The organism is Kitasatospora cathayae (assembly GCF_027627435.1).
Taxonomy (GTDB): Bacteria; Actinomycetota; Actinomycetes; order Streptomycetales; family Streptomycetaceae; genus Kitasatospora; species Kitasatospora cathayae.
Window position 1 is genome coordinate 1,147,013 of sequence record NZ_CP115450.1, and the last position, 17,324, is coordinate 1,164,336.

Consider the following 17,324-nt stretch of genomic DNA (forward strand, 5'->3'; position numbering starts at 1 on the left):
GGTACACCAGTTGGCGGCCAACCATCGCGCGACCAGCGAGGAGGCGTCCATGACCGACGACCGGAGAGCAACGGATTCCCCGGCACCACAGACCGTCCAGGACGAACACACAGTCAGTTTCCTGCGCTTCGGCGTCGGGGCGATCGGCGTGCTGCTGCCACCTGCCCTGCCGCTGGGCAACTGGCTGGCGGACGAGGTCACCGGGCGCTCGACGGACGGGTACTGGCCCGCGTCGATGAGCGCCGCGTACTACACGGGGACGCGGAACCTCCTCGTCGGGGCGCTGTGCGCGCTCGGCGTGTTCCTGATCTGCTACCGGTTCGACCGGCGGGACGACCGGTGGAGCACGGCGGCCGGGGTGTTCGCGCTGGGGGTGGCGCTGTGCCCGACGGCGCCGCGGGATCCGACCGGGCTGCAGTACACGGTCGGGGTGTTCCACCTGGTGTTCGCCGCGCTGCTGTTCGTGATGCTGGCGCTGTTCTGCCTGTACTCCTTCCGCAATCCGCGTTCGACGCAGCCGGCCCGGGTCGGTACGGCCTACCTCGCGGCTGGGGTGCTGATCCTGGTCGCGCTGGTGGCGGCGGCGGTCGCGGGGCTCTCCGGGTTCGGGGCCGGCTGGACGGTCCGGCCGATGTACCTGTGCGAGTGGGTGGCGACCTGGGCGTTCGGTGCGGCCTGGATCGGTGCGGCGGTGGAGCTGGCGGCCGGGCGCGGCGGGCGGGCCGGGTCCGGGGCGCTCCCCCGCCAGGCCGTGGGGCTGGAGGCGCGGGGTCCGGAGGCGTCCCCGAGCTGAACATTCGTCATCTCGTCGCACTGGCGAACCGTTACCATGCGCACCGGGACCGGTCGCCGGGGCGGCCGGTGACGGATGCCCAGCAGCTACGGGGAGCGCGAGCGTGACGAACGAGGAACACCCGTCGGTCGACCTGCGGATGGACGTGCCGCACTCCGCGCGGGTCTACGACTACCTCATCGGCGGCAAGACCAACTTCGAGGCGGACCGGGCCGCCGCGCACGCCTCGGTGCGGGCCTGGCCGGCGCTGCCGGTCTCGATGCGCACCACCCGGGACTTCATGCAGCGCTCGGTGCGCCACCTCACCGAGCGGTACGGGGTCCGGCAGTTCCTGGACATCGGCACCGGCATCCCCACCTCGCCCAACCTGCACGAGGTCGCCCAGGCGGTCGCCCCCGAGGCCCGGGTCGCGTACGTGGACAACGACCCGATCGTGCTGACCCACGCCCGGGCCCTGATGTCCAGCACGCCCCAGGGCCGCACCTGTTACGTGGACGCCGACTTCCGCGACCCGGAGTCGATCATGAACGACCCCCGGCTGCGCGAGGTGCTCGACCTCTCGCAGCCGGTGGCGCTGTCACTGATCGCGATCGTGCACTTCGTGCTGGACCAGGACGACCCGCAGGGCATCGTGCGCCGCTTCATGGACGCGCTGGCGCCCGGCAGTTTCCTCGCCCTCACCGTGTTCACCGGCGACACCGACCCGGTCGGGGTGGGCGGCGTCGGCCGGGAGTACAACGCCCGCGGCATCCCGCTGCAGATCCGCGACAAGGCCGAGACCGAGGCCTTCTTCGACGGCTACCAACTGCTCGACCCGGGCGTCACCCTGGTCCACCACTGGCACCCGGACGCCGACGCCCCGGTCATCCGCGACCGGGACATCGCGATGTACGCGGGCGTGGCGGTCAAGAACTGAGCTGGACGGGTCTGGTCAACCGGGGACGGAGACCAGGCCCGTCTCGTAGGCCAGGATGACCAGTTGGACCCGGTCGCGAGCCTCCAGCTTGGCGAGCAGCCGGGTCATGTAGGTCTTCACGGTGGCGATGCTGAGGAAGAGCTCGGCGGCGATCTCGGTGTTGGACAACCCCCGGCCGACCAGGGTGAGGATCTCCCGCTCCCGGTCGGTGATCACGTCCAGCCGGCGCGGGACCGGGACCGGTGTCCGTTTCGGTTGCTGTCCCGCGAACGCCCCGATCAGCCGCCGGGTGACGCTCGGCGCGATCAGCGCCTCCCCCGCGGCGACCACCCGCACCGCGGCGAGGATGTCGTCCAGCGCCATGTCCTTGACCAGGAAGCCGGACGCCCCGGCGCGCAGCGCCGCGTACACGTGCTCGTCCTCGTCGAAGGTGGTGAGCACCACCACCCTGGTCGGCCCGCCGTCGGCGGTCACCTGCCGGGTGGCCTCGATCCCGTCGGTGACTGGGGGCACCTCCGGGCCGCCAGGCTGGGGGCGCATCCGGATGTCCATCACCACGACGTCCGGCCGCAGTTCGGCGGCCAGCCGGACGGCCTCGGCGCCGTCGCCCGCCTCGCCGACCACCTCGACGTCGGTCGTCTCGGCGATGACCATCTCCAGGGCGGCCCGCACCAGCGGCTGGTCGTCGGCCAGGACCACGCGGATCATGCGGCGACCTCCGCGGAGTCGGGGATCGGCAACCGGGCGGCGACCCGGAAGCCGCCGTCCGGTCGCGGCCCGGCCTCGAACTCGCCGTGCAGCAGGGCGACCCGCTCGCGCAACCCGGCCAGGCCGAAACCGCTGCCGGGCGCGGTGCCGTGGCCCCGGCCGCGGTCGGTGATCTCGACGGACAGCTCCCCCGCCGTCCGGCCGACGGTCACCAGGCAGTCGCGGACCCCCGCGTGCCGGACCACGTTGGTGACCGACTCCTGGATGATCCGGAACGCCGAGAGGTCGATCTCCGGTGGCAGTGGGCCCGGTTCGCCCGCGCGCCGCACCTCGACCCGCACGCCCGCAGCCGTGGTCGTCTCGGCCAGCCGGTCGAGATCGGCCAGGCCGTGCGGGGCGGTGTCCGACACCTCGCCGTCGGCCTGCCGCAGCGCGACCAGCATGCGGCGCAGCGCGGCCAGGGTCTCCCGGCCGGCGGCCTCGATCTCGCCCAGGGCCTGCTTGGCCCGCTCCGGCCGGCGGTCGATCACCCGGCGGGCGGCGCCGGCCTGCAGGGCGACGATGCCGATGCTGTGCGCGACGGTGTCGTGCATCTCCCGGGCGATCCGCAGCCGTTCGGCGGTGACCGCCTCGGTGGCCGCCCGGGTGCTCAGTGCCTCGGCGTGCTCCCGGTTCTGCCGGAGCGAGCGCCCGGCCAGCCGGGCGACCAGGGCGAGCAGGGCCGCGCCGTCGGCGCTGCCGATGTGGGTGCCGGTGAAGATGCCGACGGTGTTGCCGGGGACGAGTCCGATGTGCAGCACCAGGAAGGTCATGACCAGCGCGAAAGCGGCGCGCGAACTGCGGCGCGGCGCTGCGGCGGTGATCACGAAGAGCGCGACGTCCACGGCGAGCAGCGCGGCCGGGGGCACCTGCGAAAACCTCGCGGACCAGCCGTCGGTCTCGGTCCAGGTGGCGATCAGCAGCACGGCGACCGAGAGCACCGGCACCCGGCGCACCAGCGCGGCACCGGCGAAGGCCACCACCGTGGTGGCCAGGGTGAAGGGCAGGCCGCCGTGCGCGGCCGCGCCGTGTTGCCGCCACCCGGTGTCGCGGAGCAGCACAGCGGGATAGGCGACGGCCACGCACCAGGCGAGGGCGACCCAGGCCTCGGGCGGGACGCGCCGGATGAGCGGGGGCGTCGGTGTCGCGGGCATGGTTCAAGATCGTAACGACGGGGGTGGGCGCCGTCATCCGACCGTGGTTGTACGACCGGGGCCGACCTGCGGTGTCGACACCGGTCCGATGCGTCGGCAGGGGCTCCCCCGGCACCGTGGTGCCCATGATCGAAGTCATCGAACTGACCAAGCGCTACGGCCGCCGGACGGCCGTCGACCGGTTGACCTTCACCGTCCGCCCCGGCCACGTCACCGGTTTCCTCGGCCCCAACGGCGCCGGCAAGTCCACCACCCTGCGGCTGATCCTCGGCCTCAACGACCCCACCTCCGGCACCGCCACCGTCGACGGCCGGACCTTCCGCAGCCTGCCGCGCGGCCTGCGCGAGGTCGGCGCGCTGCTGGACGCGGGCGACGTGCACGGCGGCCGCACCGGCGCGGCCCACCTGATGGCGCTGGCCCGCAGCAACGCCATCCCCTACGGCCGGGTGGAGGAGGTGCTGGCCGAGGTCGGGCTCACCGAGGCCGCCGGGCGGCGGATCGGTGGCTACTCGCTGGGCATGAAGCAGCGCCTCGGCATCGCCGGCGCCCTGCTCGGCGACCCGCCCGTACTGCTCTTCGACGAGCCGCTCAACGGGCTGGACCCGGAGGGCGTGCTCTGGGTGCGCGGACTGTTCCGCCAACTCGCCGCGGAGGGCCGGACGGTCTTCGTCTCCAGCCACATGATGGCCGAGATGCAGCACACCGCCGACCGCCTGGTGGTGATCGGCCGCGGACGGCTGATCGCCGACGAGGGCCTCAGCGAGTTCGCCGCCCGCGCCGGCCGGGCCGCCGTCACCGTCCGCGCCGCCGAACCCGACCGGCTGACCGCCGTGCTGCGCGCCGCCGGCGCCACCGTGCGCCCCGGCCCGGACGGCACCCTGGACGTCACCGGCCTGGACGCCGGCCGGATCGGCGAACTCGCCCTGGAACAGCGCCTGTTGCTGTACGCCCTGACCGATCGCGGCGCCTCCCTGGAGGAGGCCTTCATGGAACTGACCGCCGACAGCGTCGAGTACCTCGCCGGAGAGCCCCGATGAGCACCGCCACCCTCCCGACCCCCGTTCGCCGCCACCGCTTCGGCGACCTGCTGGCCGCCGAGTGGCTCAAGTTCTGGTCGCTGCGCTCGATCCCCTGGGTGCTCGGCCTCGCCACGCTGCTCGCCATCGCCGCCAACCTCAAGTCCGCCCAGTACACCCACGACCACTACGTGCCCGGCGACGGCGACCCGGCGGTGATGGCGCAGATCGCGCTGGACGACTCCTTCGACATCGTCTCCGCCGACACCCTGATGCTGGTCGGCGGCGGCCTGGGCGCCATCGTCATCGCGGGCGAGTACGCGACCGGGCTGATCCGCACCACCCTGGCCGCCGTCCCGGACCGCCGGGCGGTGCTGCTCGCCAAGGCCGCCGTGCTGACGGCGGTACTGCTCGGCTTCGGGACGGTCACCGCGGGCGGCTCCTTCGGCCTCACCCAGGCGGTCCTGGCCGACCGGGGCATCGGGCAGTCCATCACCGACCCGTCCGCCCTGCGGTACGTGGCCGCCGCCGCGCTGTTCGCCCCGGTGTGCGGGCTGGTCGGGCTCTGCCTCGGCACCCTGATCCGGCACAGCGCGGGCGCGGTGGTGGGCACCGTGGTGGTGCTGTTCTTCCTGCCGTCCCTGGTCACCGAGCGCTACCGCTGGACGGCCGACCTGCTGCACGCCCTGCCCTTCCCCGCCTGGCAGCGCCTGGCCCGGATCACCCTGGCGGGCATGCGGCCCACCGACTACCCGGCCACGGTCGCGGGCGCCTGGACCACGTACGCGGCGTGGGCGCTGGCCTCGGTGGTCATCGCGACGGTGGTGATCCAGCGCCGCGACCACTGATCCGCGCCGACCACTGATCGGCGCAAGGCCGTTTCAGAACGCGGCGATGCTCCCCGGCGCCCGCTCGGCCCGGCTGAGTGCCCTCAGCACGCTCACCGGGCCGTGCCGCCGCACCGCCAGCCGGGTCAGCAGCCCGATCACGGACTCGGAGGTCTCCGGCGGAAGTTCGGGGGTCGGCACCCCGACGCTGACCGCGAGGTCGTCCGCGTGGACGGCCAGTTCCATCGTCCGGGTGGTCAGCAGGTCGTCCAGCGCGAGCGACCACGCTCCCCAGAACGGCAGCCGGACCGCCCGGGCGCCGTCCTCGCCCGCGAGGACCGCCGGGAGTCCGGCGATGGTGTCGGCGACCCGTCGGCTCAACGCGACGGGGCCGGACGCCCCCAGCGCCTCGCTGCTCTGCCGGATCCGCACGTTGATCTCGGCATCGACTCCGGCCCCGAGCCACTGCGACCGCCGGTAGTGCTCCAGAAGCCCCACCGTCTCCTCGCCTGGCGCCGGGGCGGCCAGCACCTCCGGCACGCACAGCACCTGGTACGCCAGGTGCCCGGCCAGGCCGCCCACGCTCCACTGCGCCAACGCACTCGGCCGCTCCCACGCCTGGGCCACCTCCGGCCGGCGCAACAGCCCCTCGGCCGCGCGGGCCGCCGCCAGGAACTCCACCCGGGCATCCGTCATGCCGCACCTCCCAACGCCCCCGGCCGACCCGGCTCGTCGTCACCCCGCTCGGGGCTGTTCCGCATTCTCCCGCCGGTTCGCCCATTCGTCGGCCAGGGCCACCAGCAGCGCTGCCAGGACCAGCCCCGATGCCACCGTGTCGCCGAGTTGGAAGGCGAGGGCCCAGTCGGGGTGGCGGCCGGCGGCATGGGCGAAGAAGACCGAGCCGACGAGGGCGATGCCGACGGCCGAGCCGACCCGCTGGGCGGTCTGCAGGACGCCGCCGGCGCTGCCGGCGCGGGCGATCGGCACGTGCTGGAGGGTGAGCGTCTGGTTCGGGGAGATCACCAGGCCGCTGCCCACCCCGGCGACCAGCAGCGGGCCCAGCGTCGTCCAGGCCACCGAGGGCCCGGACCACAGCTGCACCGCCAGGGCGGAGGCCAGCAGGCCGAGCAGCACCAGCACCAGCCCCGCCACCACCAGCCGTCGTCCGAGCCGGCTGACCAGCCGCCCGCCCACCGCCGCCGACACGCCCGAGCCGACCGCGAAGGGGGTGACGGCCAGGCCCGCCGCCAGCGCCGAGTAGTGCAGGCCCGCCTGCAAGTAGAGCGTGAAGATGAAGAAGACCGCGGTGAACCCGGCGAAGTACACCAGTGACAGCAGCACTCCCGCCGCGTACGGCCGCACCGTGAACAGGGCCATGCTGACCAGCGGTTCGCGTCGCCGCCCGTAGTGCCGCTCCCAGCCGACGAAGACGGCCAGCAGCACCGCCGCCACCGGCAGCAGCAGCCAGCGGGCCGGGCTGTGCCACTGCTGCTGCTGGACGAAGGGCAGCAGCAGGGCGACCGTCCCGGCGCCGAGCAGCAGCACCCCGACCGGGTCGAAGTCGCGGTGCCCGGCCCGTTCGGCGGTCGGGCGGGGCGGCGGGAGCAGCCGGTAGGCGATCGGCAGGGCGGCGACGCCGATCGGCAGGTTGACCAGGAACACCCAGCGCCAGCCGTCCTGCGGGCCGAACAGGTGGATCAGCACTCCGCCGAGCAGCGGTCCGACGGCGGTGGACAGCCCGATGGTGGCGCCGAGTGCACCGAAGGCCCGGCCGCGTTCGGCGCCCTGGAACAGGGTCTGGATGAAGCCGGACACCTGGGGCACCAGCACCCCGCCGGCCGCGCCCTGGAACAGCCGGGCCAGCACCAGCCACTCCTGGTCCTGGGCCGCCCCGGCCAGCGCGCTGGCGGCGGTGAACAGGGCGAGTCCGGCGAGGAAGACCGCCCGCCTGCTGCGAGCGTCACCGAGCCGCCCGGAGGGGACGAGCACCAGGCCGAAGGCGAGCGCGTAGCCGCTGAGCACCCACTGCAGGCCGCTGTCCGACATGTGCAGTCCGGCCCGGACGGTGGGCAGCGCGACGTTCACGATGCTGACGTCCAGCAGGGTCATGAACCCGGCGACCAGGCAGACCGTCAGCGCTCGCCAGCGCCGTGTCTGGGCCCGCCCGCAGACCGCGGTGGATCCGGGCGGCTGCTGCTTCTCGGCGTCGCGGGAGGGTTGGGAGGTCAATGGGGGCCTCTTCCCGGTGTTCGGGGACTGGTCCCGGCTGGTCCTGGCTCTGCTCCGGCTCATCGTCGCCCGGCCCACAGCGCGCCGCCACCCGGGTCCGCCACCCCGCGCGGCCCGTCCGTACCCGCCCGGAGCCGGTGGCAATCACTTGAACGGCCCAACCGGATCGCGACCGGCGCCCGCGCGAAGGCTTCCGCCCGCTCGTAGCCCGGCTACAGGCGGGTGGTGTCGAGGTCGAGGTCGAAGGGACTCGGCAGGTGGACCGGCGCACCGAAGGGGTGCGGGCCGCTCTCCTTGGCGGACCCGAGGCGGGTCGGTTCGCCGTACAGGGTGCAGGTGCGGTTCTGCCGGTCGACGAGGAGGTAGAGCGGAGCGCCGTACTGGCCGTACCGATGGCGCTTGACGACGCGGTCGGTGTCCGCGCCGGAAGGAGAGCTGACCTCGACGATCAGGAGGGTCTGATCGGGGAGCGAGGCGCCTTCCGTCTTCGCGGCGAGGTCGGCCGGCACGACGGCCGGGTCCGGGACGTACCAGTTCTCGCTGCCGGGCAGGTCGAGATTGCCGGAGCCGGACACCAGGTCGAGCTCTTCCGGACGGGGACCGAGCTGACGACGGACGACCTCGGCGGCTGACTCGTGCGCCCACGACGGCACGGTCATCACGCCGCCGGCCGCCGCGCGCCGGCGCGTCGGCGATGCCGGGGGCGCGGCCCTCGCCGATCGGGAGGTCCGCGCCCCCGGCGATCAGCAGCCCACCCAGGCTGGCCGGCGAAGCCGGTGAACGGGGTTTCGGCAGGTCAGCCCGCCAGCGGCGGGTTGAGCCGGGCGAAGCCGGCCTGGCGACGGTACGGGAAGTGCGGGTAGGGCGCGGTGCGGGCGCTGGCCGCGTCCAGGCGGGCGACCTGGTCCTCCGTCAGCGACCAGCCGACGGCGCCGAGGTTCTGCCGCAGCTGCTCCTCGTTGCGGGCGCCGATGATGACCGAGGAGACGGTCGGGCGGCGCAGCAGCCAGTTGATCGCCACCTGGGGGACGGTGCGGCCGGTCTCGGCGGCGATCTCGTCCAGGGCGTCGACCACCCGGTACAGCAACTCGTCCTCGACCGGCGGGCCGTAGTCGGCGGTGTCGTGCAGCCGGCTGCCGGCCGGGAGCGGATGGCCGCGCCGGATCCGGCCGGTGAGGCGGCCCCAGCCGAGCGGGCTCCAGACCAGGGCGCCGACGCCCTCCTGCTGGGCGAGCGGCATCAGGTCCCATTCGTAGTCGCGGCCGACCAGGGAGTAGTAGACCTGGTGGGCGGCGTAGCGGGGGCGACCGTGGCGGTCGGCGAGGTCCAGGGACTTCATCAGCTGCCAGCCGGAGAAGTTGGAGACTCCGGTGTAGCGGATCTTGCCCGCGCGGACCAGGTCCTCCAGCGTGGCCAGCACCTCCTCGATCGGGGTGGCCGCGTCGTAGGCGTGCAGCTGGAACAGGTCGAGGTGGTCGGTGCCGAGGCGGCGCAGCGCGTCGTCCACGGAGCGGATGAGCCGGGCACGGGAGGTGCCGGCGTCCTGGGGGCCGTCGCCGAGCGGCAGGCCGGCCTTGGTGGAGATCAGCACCTGGTCGCGGCGGCCGCGGACGGCCTGGCCGAGCACCTCCTCGGAGGCGCCGTCGGAGTAGACGTCGGCGGTGTCGAACAGGGTGACTCCGGCGTCGATGGCGATGTCGAGCAGGCGGCGGGCCTCCTGGACGTCGGTGGTGCCCCAGGCGCCGAACAGCGGGCCGCGGCCGCCGAAGGTGCCGGTGCCGAGGCTGAGCGCGGGGACCTGGAGTCCGGATGCGCCGAGCCGGCGGTACTCCATGCCGGTGGATCGCGTGGTGGTGGTTGTCATGACGGTACTCCCCTCGGAGCCCTCTAATGGGACTCCCGTTCCGTTAGGATGTTTCGAAGCTAGCAGACCTCTCCCGGCTAATGGAACAGGAATCCCGTTAATGGCCGTCGAACCGGTTGCCCCCGCCGAGCCCGCCGGCTCCCCCGAGCCCGCCGAGCCCGGGACACCCGCAACGCCCGGGACACCCGCAACACCTGGGACGCCCGGCACCGTCCGCCCCGGCGGCCGCACCGCCCGGGTCCGCGCCGCCGTCCTGCGGGCCGCCGAGGACGCCCTGGTCGAGCACGGCTTCGGCGGCCTGGACCTCGCCGACCTCGCCCAGCGCGCCGAGGTCGGCCGCACCACCGTCTACCGCCGCTGGGGCAGCACCACCGCCCTGGTCGCCGACCTGCTCGCCGACATGGCCGAGCAGTCGCTGCCGCGCAGCCGCAGCGGCTCGCTCGCCGAGGACCTGCGGGCCAACGCCCGGCTGGTCCAGCGCACGCTGGCCGACCCCCGGCAGGGCGCGCTCTTCCGCGCCGTCATCGTGGCCGCCAACGGCGATCCGGGGACGGCCGAGGCCCTGCGGCACTTCTACCGGCGCCGGGTCGAGGAGTGGGCGCCGTGCGTCACCGAGGCCGTCGAGCGCGGCGAACTCCCGCCCGACACCGACCCGTTCGAGGTGATCCGGGCCGTCTCGGCGCCGCTCTACTACCGGATGCTCACCACCGCCGAGCCGCTCGACGAGCCCGCCGCCGACCGCGCCGCGGCCGCCGCCGAGGCCGCCGCCCGGGCGGGGGCGTACCGGCGGGCGTGAGAAGCCGAACGGCCGCCCGACGCGGTTGCTTCGGGCAGCCGTTCGGTGCGGGAGGGCGGTCCGGGGGGGTCAGTCCTCGCCGAACTCCTCGTCGAACTCCTCGCAGTTCTCCCGGAGTTGCTCCAGCAGGCCGACCCAGAGGTCCGACTTCTCCGACCCCTGGCCCAACTGCGCGACCAGCGCCTCGAACTCGTCCAGCGCGGCCTCGGCGTCATCGCCCGTGATCCGCTCCTCGAAGGTGGCCAGCAGCGCCCAGCGCGCCGATCACCTCGGGCAGCGAGTCGGCGGCCCAGCCGCCGTGGCCCGGCCCGGTGGTCCAGGCGGTGCAACGAGCCCATCCAAACGCCTGGCACGGACAGTCGCTGGCACCGGGTCAGCTCCTCCGGGACCACCACCGCGTACGCTCCGTCACCTGATCGCCGCCCAGCAGCTGCGGAGCGCAACCGGCCTTCGTAGCGTCATGGCCATGGCGATCACCGCACGAGCGCGAGCGTCCTGGCTCGCCGTCCTGACCACCGCGACCCTGGCGGCGGGCACCGGCCCCGCGCGGGGCGCCCCCGGCACCCTCGACGACGTCAGCGTCCCCTACTACCACCAGCAGCTCAGCGACGACTGCGAGGCCGCCGCACTGCGCATGGTCCTCGCCGCACGGGGCGTGGACGCGGACGACCAGCAGATCCTGGATCGGATCGGCGTCGACCGCGAGCACCCCGAGTTCGGCCACTCCGGCCCACGCTCCGGCGACCCCTACCGGGCGTTCGTCGGCGACCCGAACGGCTCGGAGACGGGCGGCACCGGGTTCGGCGTCTACCACCCACCGGTCGCCGGGGCCGCCCGCTCCTACGGGCTCACCGTGCTCCAGGACGACGAGGGCGTCTCCGTCCAGGAGCTGAAGGACCACCTGGCCGCCGGCCACCCGGCGATCGTCTGGGTGGACTACCTCTGGCGGCACCTCGCCACCACCACGTACACGGCGTACGACGGCCGGAGCATCCCGTACGCGGGGCCTGCCGAACACACCGTCGTCGTCACCGGGTTCAGCGGCGGCAACGTCTCGCTCAACGACCCCGCGCGCGGCCGCACCACGGTCTCCGAACAGGACTTCGCCGACGGCTACGCCACCTACGGACAGATGGCGGTCGTCATCGGCTGACCGGGCCGGCGCGGGTGTCAGAAGAAGGAGTCGTCGTCGTCCTCGTAGTAGTTGTTGACCACCACGTGCGGCTCGTCGTCGCTCAGCGCCTCGTTCAGCAGCATGCCGCCGACCAGGCCCGCCGCACCCGCGCCGAGCATGGCGCCGGTGCCGAAGCGGCGGCCGCCCTGTTCATGCTGCTGGGCGGGCACCTGCGGCTGGACCTGCTGCTGCGGGTAGCCGGCCTGCGGCGGCGTGTAGAACGGCGGGACGGTGGTCTGCACCCGCTGGGCGCAGGCCGCGCAGGTCTCGATCTGGCGCGGCACGCCCCACTGCGGCTGCCACAGCACCACGGCCGTGCCCACGCCGTGGGTGGGGTCGAAGAAACACGTCACGGCGGAACTCCCTGTTGCTGGCTGGGTCTTCGGAACAGCGGGAACGGCGGCGGGGGCGGGGGCGGCCGGAGCGACGGGCGGCGGCGGGGCGGTGGACGCGGCGACGGGCGGCGGCGGGGCGGTGGACGCGGCGACGGGCGCGGCGGCCGGCGACGGCTGCAGGACGTCGACCCCGAAGTCGGTGGCGATGCCCGCGAGCCCCGAGGCGTAGCCCTGCCCGATGGCGCGGAACTTCCAGTCCGCGCCGTGCCGGTACAACTCGCCGAACACCATCGCCGTCTCGCTGCCCGTCTCCGGCGTGACGTCGTAGCGGGCCACCTCGGCGCCGCCGTCCGCGTCGGTGAGGCGGACGTACGCGCCGCGCACCTGCCCGAAGGTCTGCCGGCGCTGCGCCGCGTCGTAGATCGCCACCGCGAAGACGACCTTCTGCACGTCGGCCGCGACGTCCGCGAGCCGGACCTCGATCCGCTCCCGGTCCTCGCCCCCGCCGCCCGTGCCGAGGTGACGCACCGCGCCGTCCGGGCTCTGCAGGTTGTTGAAGAAGACGAAGTGCTGGTCCGTGGGCACCTTCCCGGACGCCCCGCAGAGCAGGGCGCTGGCGTCCAGGTCGTAACCGGCGCCGGCCGTCCAGCCGAGGCAGACCCGGACGGACCGCACGCCGGGCGCCTGCCGGTTCAGGGAGACGTTGCCACCCTTCGTCAGGGCCACACTCATGGGGTTTCCTCCACCACCGTCCGAATCACGCTGTCCGACCACGACAACGCCGTCGACGTCACGCCGGTTCCCGGTCGCCCGGTCAGAACCGGACGGGGAGTTCCAGCAGGCCACGGGCCCGCAGGGCGGGTCGGTGGCGCAGCTGCTCGACCGGGACGTCCAGGGCCAGCGCGGGGAAGCGGCGCAGCAGCGCCGTGATCGCGAGCGCCGTCTCCATCCGGGCCAGCGGGGCGCCCAGGCAGTAGTGGATGCCGTGGCCGAGGGCGAGGTGGCCGTTCTCCCGGCGGCGCAGGTCCAGCCGGTCGGGGTGGGTGAACTGCTCGGGGTCGCGGTTGGCGGAGGCGAGCGAGAGCAGCACCGTCTCCCCCGCCGGGATGGTGACGCCGCCGATGGTGACGTCCTCGCGCGGGAAGCGGCGGATGGCCAGCGGGCCCGGGCCGTCGAAGCGGGCGAACTCCTCGACGGCGCCAGCGATCAGCTCCGGCTCGGCGCGCAGCGCGGCGAGCTGCTCGGGGTGGGTGAGCAGGGCGAGGACGGCGTTGGCGATCAGGTGGACGGTGTTCTCGTAGCCGGCGAAGAGGATCAGGAAGGCCAACGAGGTCAGCTCGTCCTCGCTCAGCCGGTCCTGCTCGTCCCGGACGGCGATCAGGTCGGAGAGCAGGTCGTCGGCCGGCTCGGTGCGCTTGCGCTCGATCAGGCCGGTGAAGAACCCGAGCATCGCCTTGACGGCGTCGCGGGCCTGCTCGGGGCGGGCCGGGTCCGGGGTGATCAGGGCGTCGGTCCAGGCGCGGAAGTCGTGCCGGTCGTCCTCGGGGACGCCGAGCAGGTCGCAGATGACCGTGATCGGCAGCGGCGCGGCGTAGCTCGCGAGCAGGTCGGCGCGGCGGGTCGGCGCGGAGGTGTCCTCCATGGCGTCGAGGAGTTGCTCGGCGACGCGCTCGATCGGCGCGCGCAGGGCGGCGACCCGGCGCGGGGTGAACGCCCGGGCGACCAGGCGGCGGATCCGGGTGTGGTCCGGCGGGTCCATGTTGAGCAGGTTGGCGTCCAGCGCGGGCGGCAGCGCGAGGCCCCGGTAGTTGCCGGGTGCGGCGTGCACCTTGTCGAGGGCGAGGCGCGGGTCGGCGAGGGCCTGGCGGACGTCCGGATAGCGGGTCACCAGCCAGGCGGGCAGGCCGTCCAGGCCGACGATGCGCTGGACGGGCGCCTCGGCGCGCAGCTTGGCGTAGGCGCCGTACGGGTCGGCGAGCAGGGACTTCACGGTCGGGTCGAGGGATGTCACCCGGTCAGCCTACGGGTAGCGGACATGCGCCCTGGCGGGGCATCAGCCCGCCACTTATGGTCAGTGCCCATGACAAAAACTCGCCGCACCGCCGGACGCGCCACCGGACAAGCCGCCACCCTGGCTACCGCCCTCGCCGGCACCCTCGCCGCCCTGCTCGCCCGGGCCACCGTCGCCCAGGCCGCCACGCAGGTCTCACCGGCCTGCCGGAGCAGCAGGACCAGGTCGCCTCACCGGAGTTCGAGCACAACGAGGCGGCGATCTCGGACGAGATCGGCGCGATCCTGCGCAGCGCCCGGCTCTGAGCCGGCAGACCCCGCGGAACGTCGAACGGCCCTACAGTGGTGCACGCCCCGCAGCGGCGCGGGGCGTGCAAGGGGGAGCACATGGAACGGAAGCGTTCACTGCGCCTCGCCGCCCTCGCGGCGGCGCTGGGTGTCCTGCTGACGGCAGCCGGGTCCGCGAGCGGGCTTTCGGGCGCTCCGGACGACGGCATGTCGCCCGAGGCCCGGACCTACCTGACGACGGCCCTGGACCTGATGGAGCAGCACTCCGTCCTCCGCCACCAGGTGGACTGGGCCCAGCTGCGGCGCCGGGCGCTGGACCAGGCGCACGGCGCCCGGACGGCGGCCGACACCTACGGGGTCATCGCCTCGGCGCTGAACTCCGTGCACGACGGCCACAGCTTCTTCGCCGCCCCGAAGACGGCCGCGGCCGTCTTCGGCGCCGTCGAGCTCGATCCCCAGGGTCTCCAGGGCACCTCGCTGGACGGCGACGGGATCGGCTACCTGGTGCTGCGCGCCGTGGAGGGCTCGGCGGCGACCCTCGACGGGTACGTCCGGCGGGGCCGCCAGGCCGTGGCGACCGCGGACCGGGCCGGGGCCTGCGGCTGGATCGTGGACCTGCGCGGGGACAGCGGCGGCGCCGTCCGGCCGATGCTGGCCGTCCTGGGGCCGATCCTCGGCGACGGACCGGCCGGCGGCATGGTCGACGCCGACGGCCGCCGGGCCGCCTGGTCGGTCGAGCACGGCAACGGCTACGAGGACGGCCGACCGATCGGCTGGGCGGACAGCCGGCCGATCGCCCGGAGCGTGCCGCCGGTCGCCGTCCTGACCGGCCAACACACCGCCAGCTCCGGCGAGGCGGTGGTGGTCGCCTTCCACGGCCGCCCGGGCACCCGGTTCTTCGGCGAGCCGACCTACGGCGTCCCCACCGGGAACAACCCCTTCCGCCTCTCCGACGGGGCGGTCCTGAACCTCACCACCGCCGACGACGTCGACCGCACCGGCCGCACGTACGACGCCCCCATCCCGCCCGACGAGGAGGTGGCCAACGACCCCGCCGCCGCAGTGGGCAGCGACCGGGACCGGGTGCTGGCGGCGGCCCGGGCCTGGCTGCACCGGCAGCCCGGCTGCCAGGGGAGTCAGGGGAGCCAGGCCGGGTAGGCGAAGCGCGTCCCCGCCGCCCGGGCGCGGGACTCGGTGATCTCGGTCCAGGCCGCCTCGCGGCCGGCCCAGTGCGAGCCCTCGACCGACTTGCCGCGTTCGAGGTCCTTGTACACCTGGAAGAAGTGGGTGATCTCCAGAAGGTCGAACTCGCGCAGGTCGCCGATGTCGCGCAGGTCCGCGTAGCGCGGATCGTGGGCCGGGACGCAGAGGATCTTCTGGTCCGGGCCGCGCTCGTCGCGCATCACCCACATGCCGACCGCCCGGCAGGTGAGCACGCAGCCGGGCACGGCCGGCTCGCCGCCGAGGACGAGGGCGTCCAGCGGTTCGCCGTCACCGCCGAGGGTGCCCTCGACGTAGCCGTAGTCCGCGGGATAGCGGGTGGCGGTGAAGAGCGTGCGGTCGAGGCGGATCCGGCCCGCGTCGAAGTCCATCACGTACTTGTTCCGCGACCCCTGCGGGATCTCGATCATCACCTCGAACTCGGCGGGTTCCACCGGTGGCCTCCTCCACGGTCATGCACCACCATCGCACGCCCGGCGGGCGTCCGCAGGGTCGCCCGGAGGAGCCGCCGGCGACCGTCCTGTCCGGGGCGTCCGAGCGCGGGCGCACGCCTGCGCCGACCGGGTGCCGGTGCGCAGCCCGGAGTCCCGCTTCAGCGGACGGTCGCCTGCCAGCGGCCCTGCTCGGGGCGGGCCTCGGGGTCCGTGCCCGGCCAGGGCGGCATGGTGACGGCGGTGATCCGCAGCGGTCCGTCGCCGTCCGGGTCGGCCCGGAACTGGAAGGAGGTGCCCAGCGGGATCGACACCGCCGTGCCGACCGCGGGCCGGACGGTCGCCTCCCGGCCGTCCTGGCGCCGCCACAGCTCGCCGCCGCCCGCGGTGACCTGCCACAGCTCCTGCACGGTGGCGTGCGACGCCGCGCGGAGGACCTGCCCGGGGGCGAGCTCGAAGACCGCGAGGCTGCCCCGCCCGTCCAGCACCAGCAGCGGGCGGACCACGGCGCCGTCCGGGGCGGTCACCACGGGGGCGTCACCGGCCTCGGCGCTCTCGAAGGGTTGGTGTACAGGCTGTACGGGTTGATCGCTCATCCGAGCCCCGGTCCCTCTCGTACGACGGAGTACCTGGGCTCGTCCCCCACCCCTGAGCGGACCACACCGCTGGGCGGGCCCGCCAGCCGCACTCGGCCGGATCCGTCCGCGAAGGAACCCTCCCGCTACCCCGGGACGCCGCCGAACTCGCGCACGGCGTCGGTGACGATGGACTCCAGCCGGGCGTGGTGCGCGCCGCGCCAGTAGGCCTGGCCGCAGTCGGCGCACTGGGCGAAGGCGTCGTAGGAGCGCTCGGTGCCGTCGTGGAGCTGCTCGCGCACCGTGGTCTTGCTCACCGTGCGCAGCGTGCCGTTGCAGGTGGTGCAGCGGCTCCAGGGCGCGAGCGGCGGGGCGAAGCGGGACAGCACGTCGCGCAGTTGCTCGGCGGGGCGGTGGCTGTAGACGTAGGCGCCGGCCCACAGTTCGCGGCGGCGCAGCAGGCCGCGGTCGCGCGAGAGCATGACGCGCTGCTCGGCGGCGGAGCGGGCGGCGAGGGCGGCGTCGCCGATGTCCGGGTTCTCGTACGCGGCGTCCACGCCGAGCAGGCGCAGCCGGCGGGCGAGGGTGCCGAGGTGGACGTCCAGCAGGAAGCGCGGCGGGGCGGGCGAGGGCTGCGGCCGGGCCACCGCCTCGACGCTGACGTGCTCGGTGTCGGCCGGGACGTGCGAGTCGGGCACCGGCCGGCCGTCCACCAGCAGGGCGCCGACCTCGGTCAGCGGGACGCCCAGGGACTCGACCACGTGGCCGAGGGTGGAGGTGCCGTCGGTGCGCAGCGCCGTCCGGCCGGCCCGCCGGGGCGCGGAGACGAAGAGGTGCAGCTCAGGGGCGAAGTCGAGCCAGATCTGGGGTCGGTCCACGCGGCCAGCATGCCAGCGGGCGGCAGGCCGGGGCCACCCTTTTCCGGACGCCGCCGGTCCGTGCCCCGCC

18 protein-coding genes are annotated in these 17,324 nt (G+C 74.4%); 7 read left to right on the forward strand and 11 right to left on the reverse strand.

Annotation, left to right across the window (positions count from 1 at the left end; genetic code table 11):
• Nucleotides 1-49 precede the first annotated feature (49 nt).
• A complete protein-coding gene (locus O1G21_RS05415) occupies nucleotides 50-793 on the forward strand; it encodes a hypothetical protein (RefSeq protein ID WP_270141253.1) in 744 nt (247 codons plus the stop codon).
• A gap of 139 nt (nucleotides 794-932) precedes the next feature.
• Entirely contained in the window at nucleotides 933-1,709 is a 777-nt protein-coding gene (locus tag O1G21_RS05420) for an SAM-dependent methyltransferase (RefSeq protein WP_405000782.1), read from the forward strand.
• 15 nt (nucleotides 1,710-1,724) lie between these two features.
• Here the strand turns inward: O1G21_RS05420 and O1G21_RS05425 are convergent, their stop codons facing one another.
• Together O1G21_RS05425 and O1G21_RS05430 are read right to left on the reverse strand one after the other, a co-directional pair.
• Nucleotides 1,725-2,417: a response regulator gene (locus O1G21_RS05425; protein ID WP_270141256.1), complete on the reverse strand. Its 693-nt coding sequence runs from the start codon at nucleotides 2,415-2,417 to the stop codon at nucleotides 1,725-1,727.
• Complete coding sequence (locus O1G21_RS05430; RefSeq protein WP_270141258.1) at nucleotides 2,414-3,610, reverse strand: sensor histidine kinase; 1,197 nt, start codon at nucleotides 3,608-3,610, stop codon at nucleotides 2,414-2,416. The genes O1G21_RS05425 and O1G21_RS05430 overlap by 4 nt, the downstream gene beginning before the upstream one ends.
• Before the next feature lie 125 nt (nucleotides 3,611-3,735).
• Here O1G21_RS05430 and O1G21_RS05435 point away from each other — a divergent pair, with 125 nt between their 5' ends.
• On the forward strand, nucleotides 3,736-4,647 hold the full coding sequence (locus tag O1G21_RS05435; RefSeq protein ID WP_270141260.1) for an ABC transporter ATP-binding protein: 912 nt from the start codon (nucleotides 3,736-3,738) through the stop codon (nucleotides 4,645-4,647).
• Nucleotides 4,644-5,474: an ABC transporter permease gene (locus tag O1G21_RS05440; protein ID WP_270141262.1), complete on the forward strand. Its 831-nt coding sequence runs from the start codon at nucleotides 4,644-4,646 to the stop codon at nucleotides 5,472-5,474. The genes O1G21_RS05435 and O1G21_RS05440 overlap by 4 nt, the downstream gene beginning before the upstream one ends.
• Before the next feature lie 33 nt (nucleotides 5,475-5,507).
• On the opposite strand, the gene O1G21_RS05445 is transcribed toward O1G21_RS05440, so the two are convergent.
• The 4 genes from O1G21_RS05445 to O1G21_RS05460 all read right to left on the reverse strand — a co-directional run bounded on the left by O1G21_RS05445 (nucleotide 5,508) and on the right by O1G21_RS05460 (nucleotide 9,516).
• Nucleotides 5,508-6,149 carry a maleylpyruvate isomerase N-terminal domain-containing protein gene (locus tag O1G21_RS05445; RefSeq protein WP_270141264.1) on the reverse strand — a complete coding sequence of 214 codons (642 nt, stop codon included), beginning with the start codon at nucleotides 6,147-6,149 and terminating at the stop codon, nucleotides 5,508-5,510.
• A 39-nt stretch (nucleotides 6,150-6,188) separates the two neighbouring features.
• The gene (locus O1G21_RS05450) at nucleotides 6,189-7,562 is read right to left on the reverse strand and encodes an MFS transporter (protein ID WP_405000783.1); all 1,374 of its coding nucleotides are present in this window, start codon (nucleotides 7,560-7,562) and stop codon (nucleotides 6,189-6,191) included.
• Between the two features lie 332 nt (nucleotides 7,563-7,894).
• Nucleotides 7,895-8,341 carry a Uma2 family endonuclease gene (locus O1G21_RS05455; RefSeq protein WP_270141267.1) on the reverse strand — a complete coding sequence of 149 codons (447 nt, stop codon included), beginning with the start codon at nucleotides 8,339-8,341 and terminating at the stop codon, nucleotides 7,895-7,897.
• Between the two features lie 137 nt (nucleotides 8,342-8,478).
• Nucleotides 8,479-9,516 (reverse strand): aldo/keto reductase, encoded by a 1,038-nt coding sequence (locus O1G21_RS05460; protein WP_270150781.1) that lies wholly within the window; start codon nucleotides 9,514-9,516, stop codon nucleotides 8,479-8,481.
• Nucleotides 9,517-9,646: 130 nt separating this feature from the next.
• Between O1G21_RS05460 and O1G21_RS05465 the strand changes: the two genes are divergently transcribed.
• Both O1G21_RS05465 and O1G21_RS05470 read left to right on the forward strand, forming a co-directional pair.
• The gene (locus O1G21_RS05465; RefSeq protein ID WP_270141269.1) at nucleotides 9,647-10,342 is read left to right on the forward strand and encodes a TetR/AcrR family transcriptional regulator; all 696 of its coding nucleotides are present in this window, start codon (nucleotides 9,647-9,649) and stop codon (nucleotides 10,340-10,342) included.
• A gap of 466 nt (nucleotides 10,343-10,808) precedes the next feature.
• Nucleotides 10,809-11,495, forward strand: coding sequence for a C39 family peptidase (locus O1G21_RS05470; RefSeq protein ID WP_270141271.1), 687 nt, complete (start codon nucleotides 10,809-10,811; stop codon nucleotides 11,493-11,495).
• A gap of 17 nt (nucleotides 11,496-11,512) precedes the next feature.
• Here the strand turns inward: O1G21_RS05470 and O1G21_RS05475 are convergent, their stop codons facing one another.
• Both O1G21_RS05475 and O1G21_RS05480 read right to left on the reverse strand, forming a co-directional pair.
• Nucleotides 11,513-12,583, reverse strand: coding sequence for a TerD family protein (locus O1G21_RS05475; protein WP_270141273.1), 1,071 nt, complete (start codon nucleotides 12,581-12,583; stop codon nucleotides 11,513-11,515).
• Between the two features lie 82 nt (nucleotides 12,584-12,665).
• Nucleotides 12,666-13,862 carry a cytochrome P450 family protein gene (locus O1G21_RS05480; RefSeq protein WP_270141275.1) on the reverse strand — a complete coding sequence of 399 codons (1,197 nt, stop codon included), beginning with the start codon at nucleotides 13,860-13,862 and terminating at the stop codon, nucleotides 12,666-12,668.
• Nucleotides 13,863-14,248: 386 nt separating this feature from the next.
• Here O1G21_RS05480 and O1G21_RS05485 point away from each other — a divergent pair, with 386 nt between their 5' ends.
• The gene (locus O1G21_RS05485) at nucleotides 14,249-15,307 is read left to right on the forward strand and encodes a S41 family peptidase (RefSeq protein ID WP_270141277.1); all 1,059 of its coding nucleotides are present in this window, start codon (nucleotides 14,249-14,251) and stop codon (nucleotides 15,305-15,307) included.
• On the opposite strand, the gene O1G21_RS05490 is transcribed toward O1G21_RS05485, so the two are convergent.
• The 3 genes from O1G21_RS05490 to O1G21_RS05500 all read right to left on the reverse strand — a co-directional run bounded on the left by O1G21_RS05490 (nucleotide 15,286) and on the right by O1G21_RS05500 (nucleotide 17,254).
• Nucleotides 15,286-15,780 (reverse strand): inorganic diphosphatase, encoded by a 495-nt coding sequence (locus O1G21_RS05490; RefSeq protein ID WP_270150783.1) that lies wholly within the window; start codon nucleotides 15,778-15,780, stop codon nucleotides 15,286-15,288. The two genes, O1G21_RS05485 and O1G21_RS05490, sit on opposite strands and share 22 nt — an antisense overlap.
• A gap of 182 nt (nucleotides 15,781-15,962) precedes the next feature.
• Nucleotides 15,963-16,397 (reverse strand): cupin domain-containing protein, encoded by a 435-nt coding sequence (locus O1G21_RS05495; RefSeq protein ID WP_270141279.1) that lies wholly within the window; start codon nucleotides 16,395-16,397, stop codon nucleotides 15,963-15,965.
• Nucleotides 16,398-16,522: 125 nt separating this feature from the next.
• Nucleotides 16,523-17,254 (reverse strand): Mut7-C RNAse domain-containing protein, encoded by a 732-nt coding sequence (locus O1G21_RS05500; RefSeq protein WP_270141280.1) that lies wholly within the window; start codon nucleotides 17,252-17,254, stop codon nucleotides 16,523-16,525.
• Nucleotides 17,255-17,324: the final 70 nt, after the last annotated feature.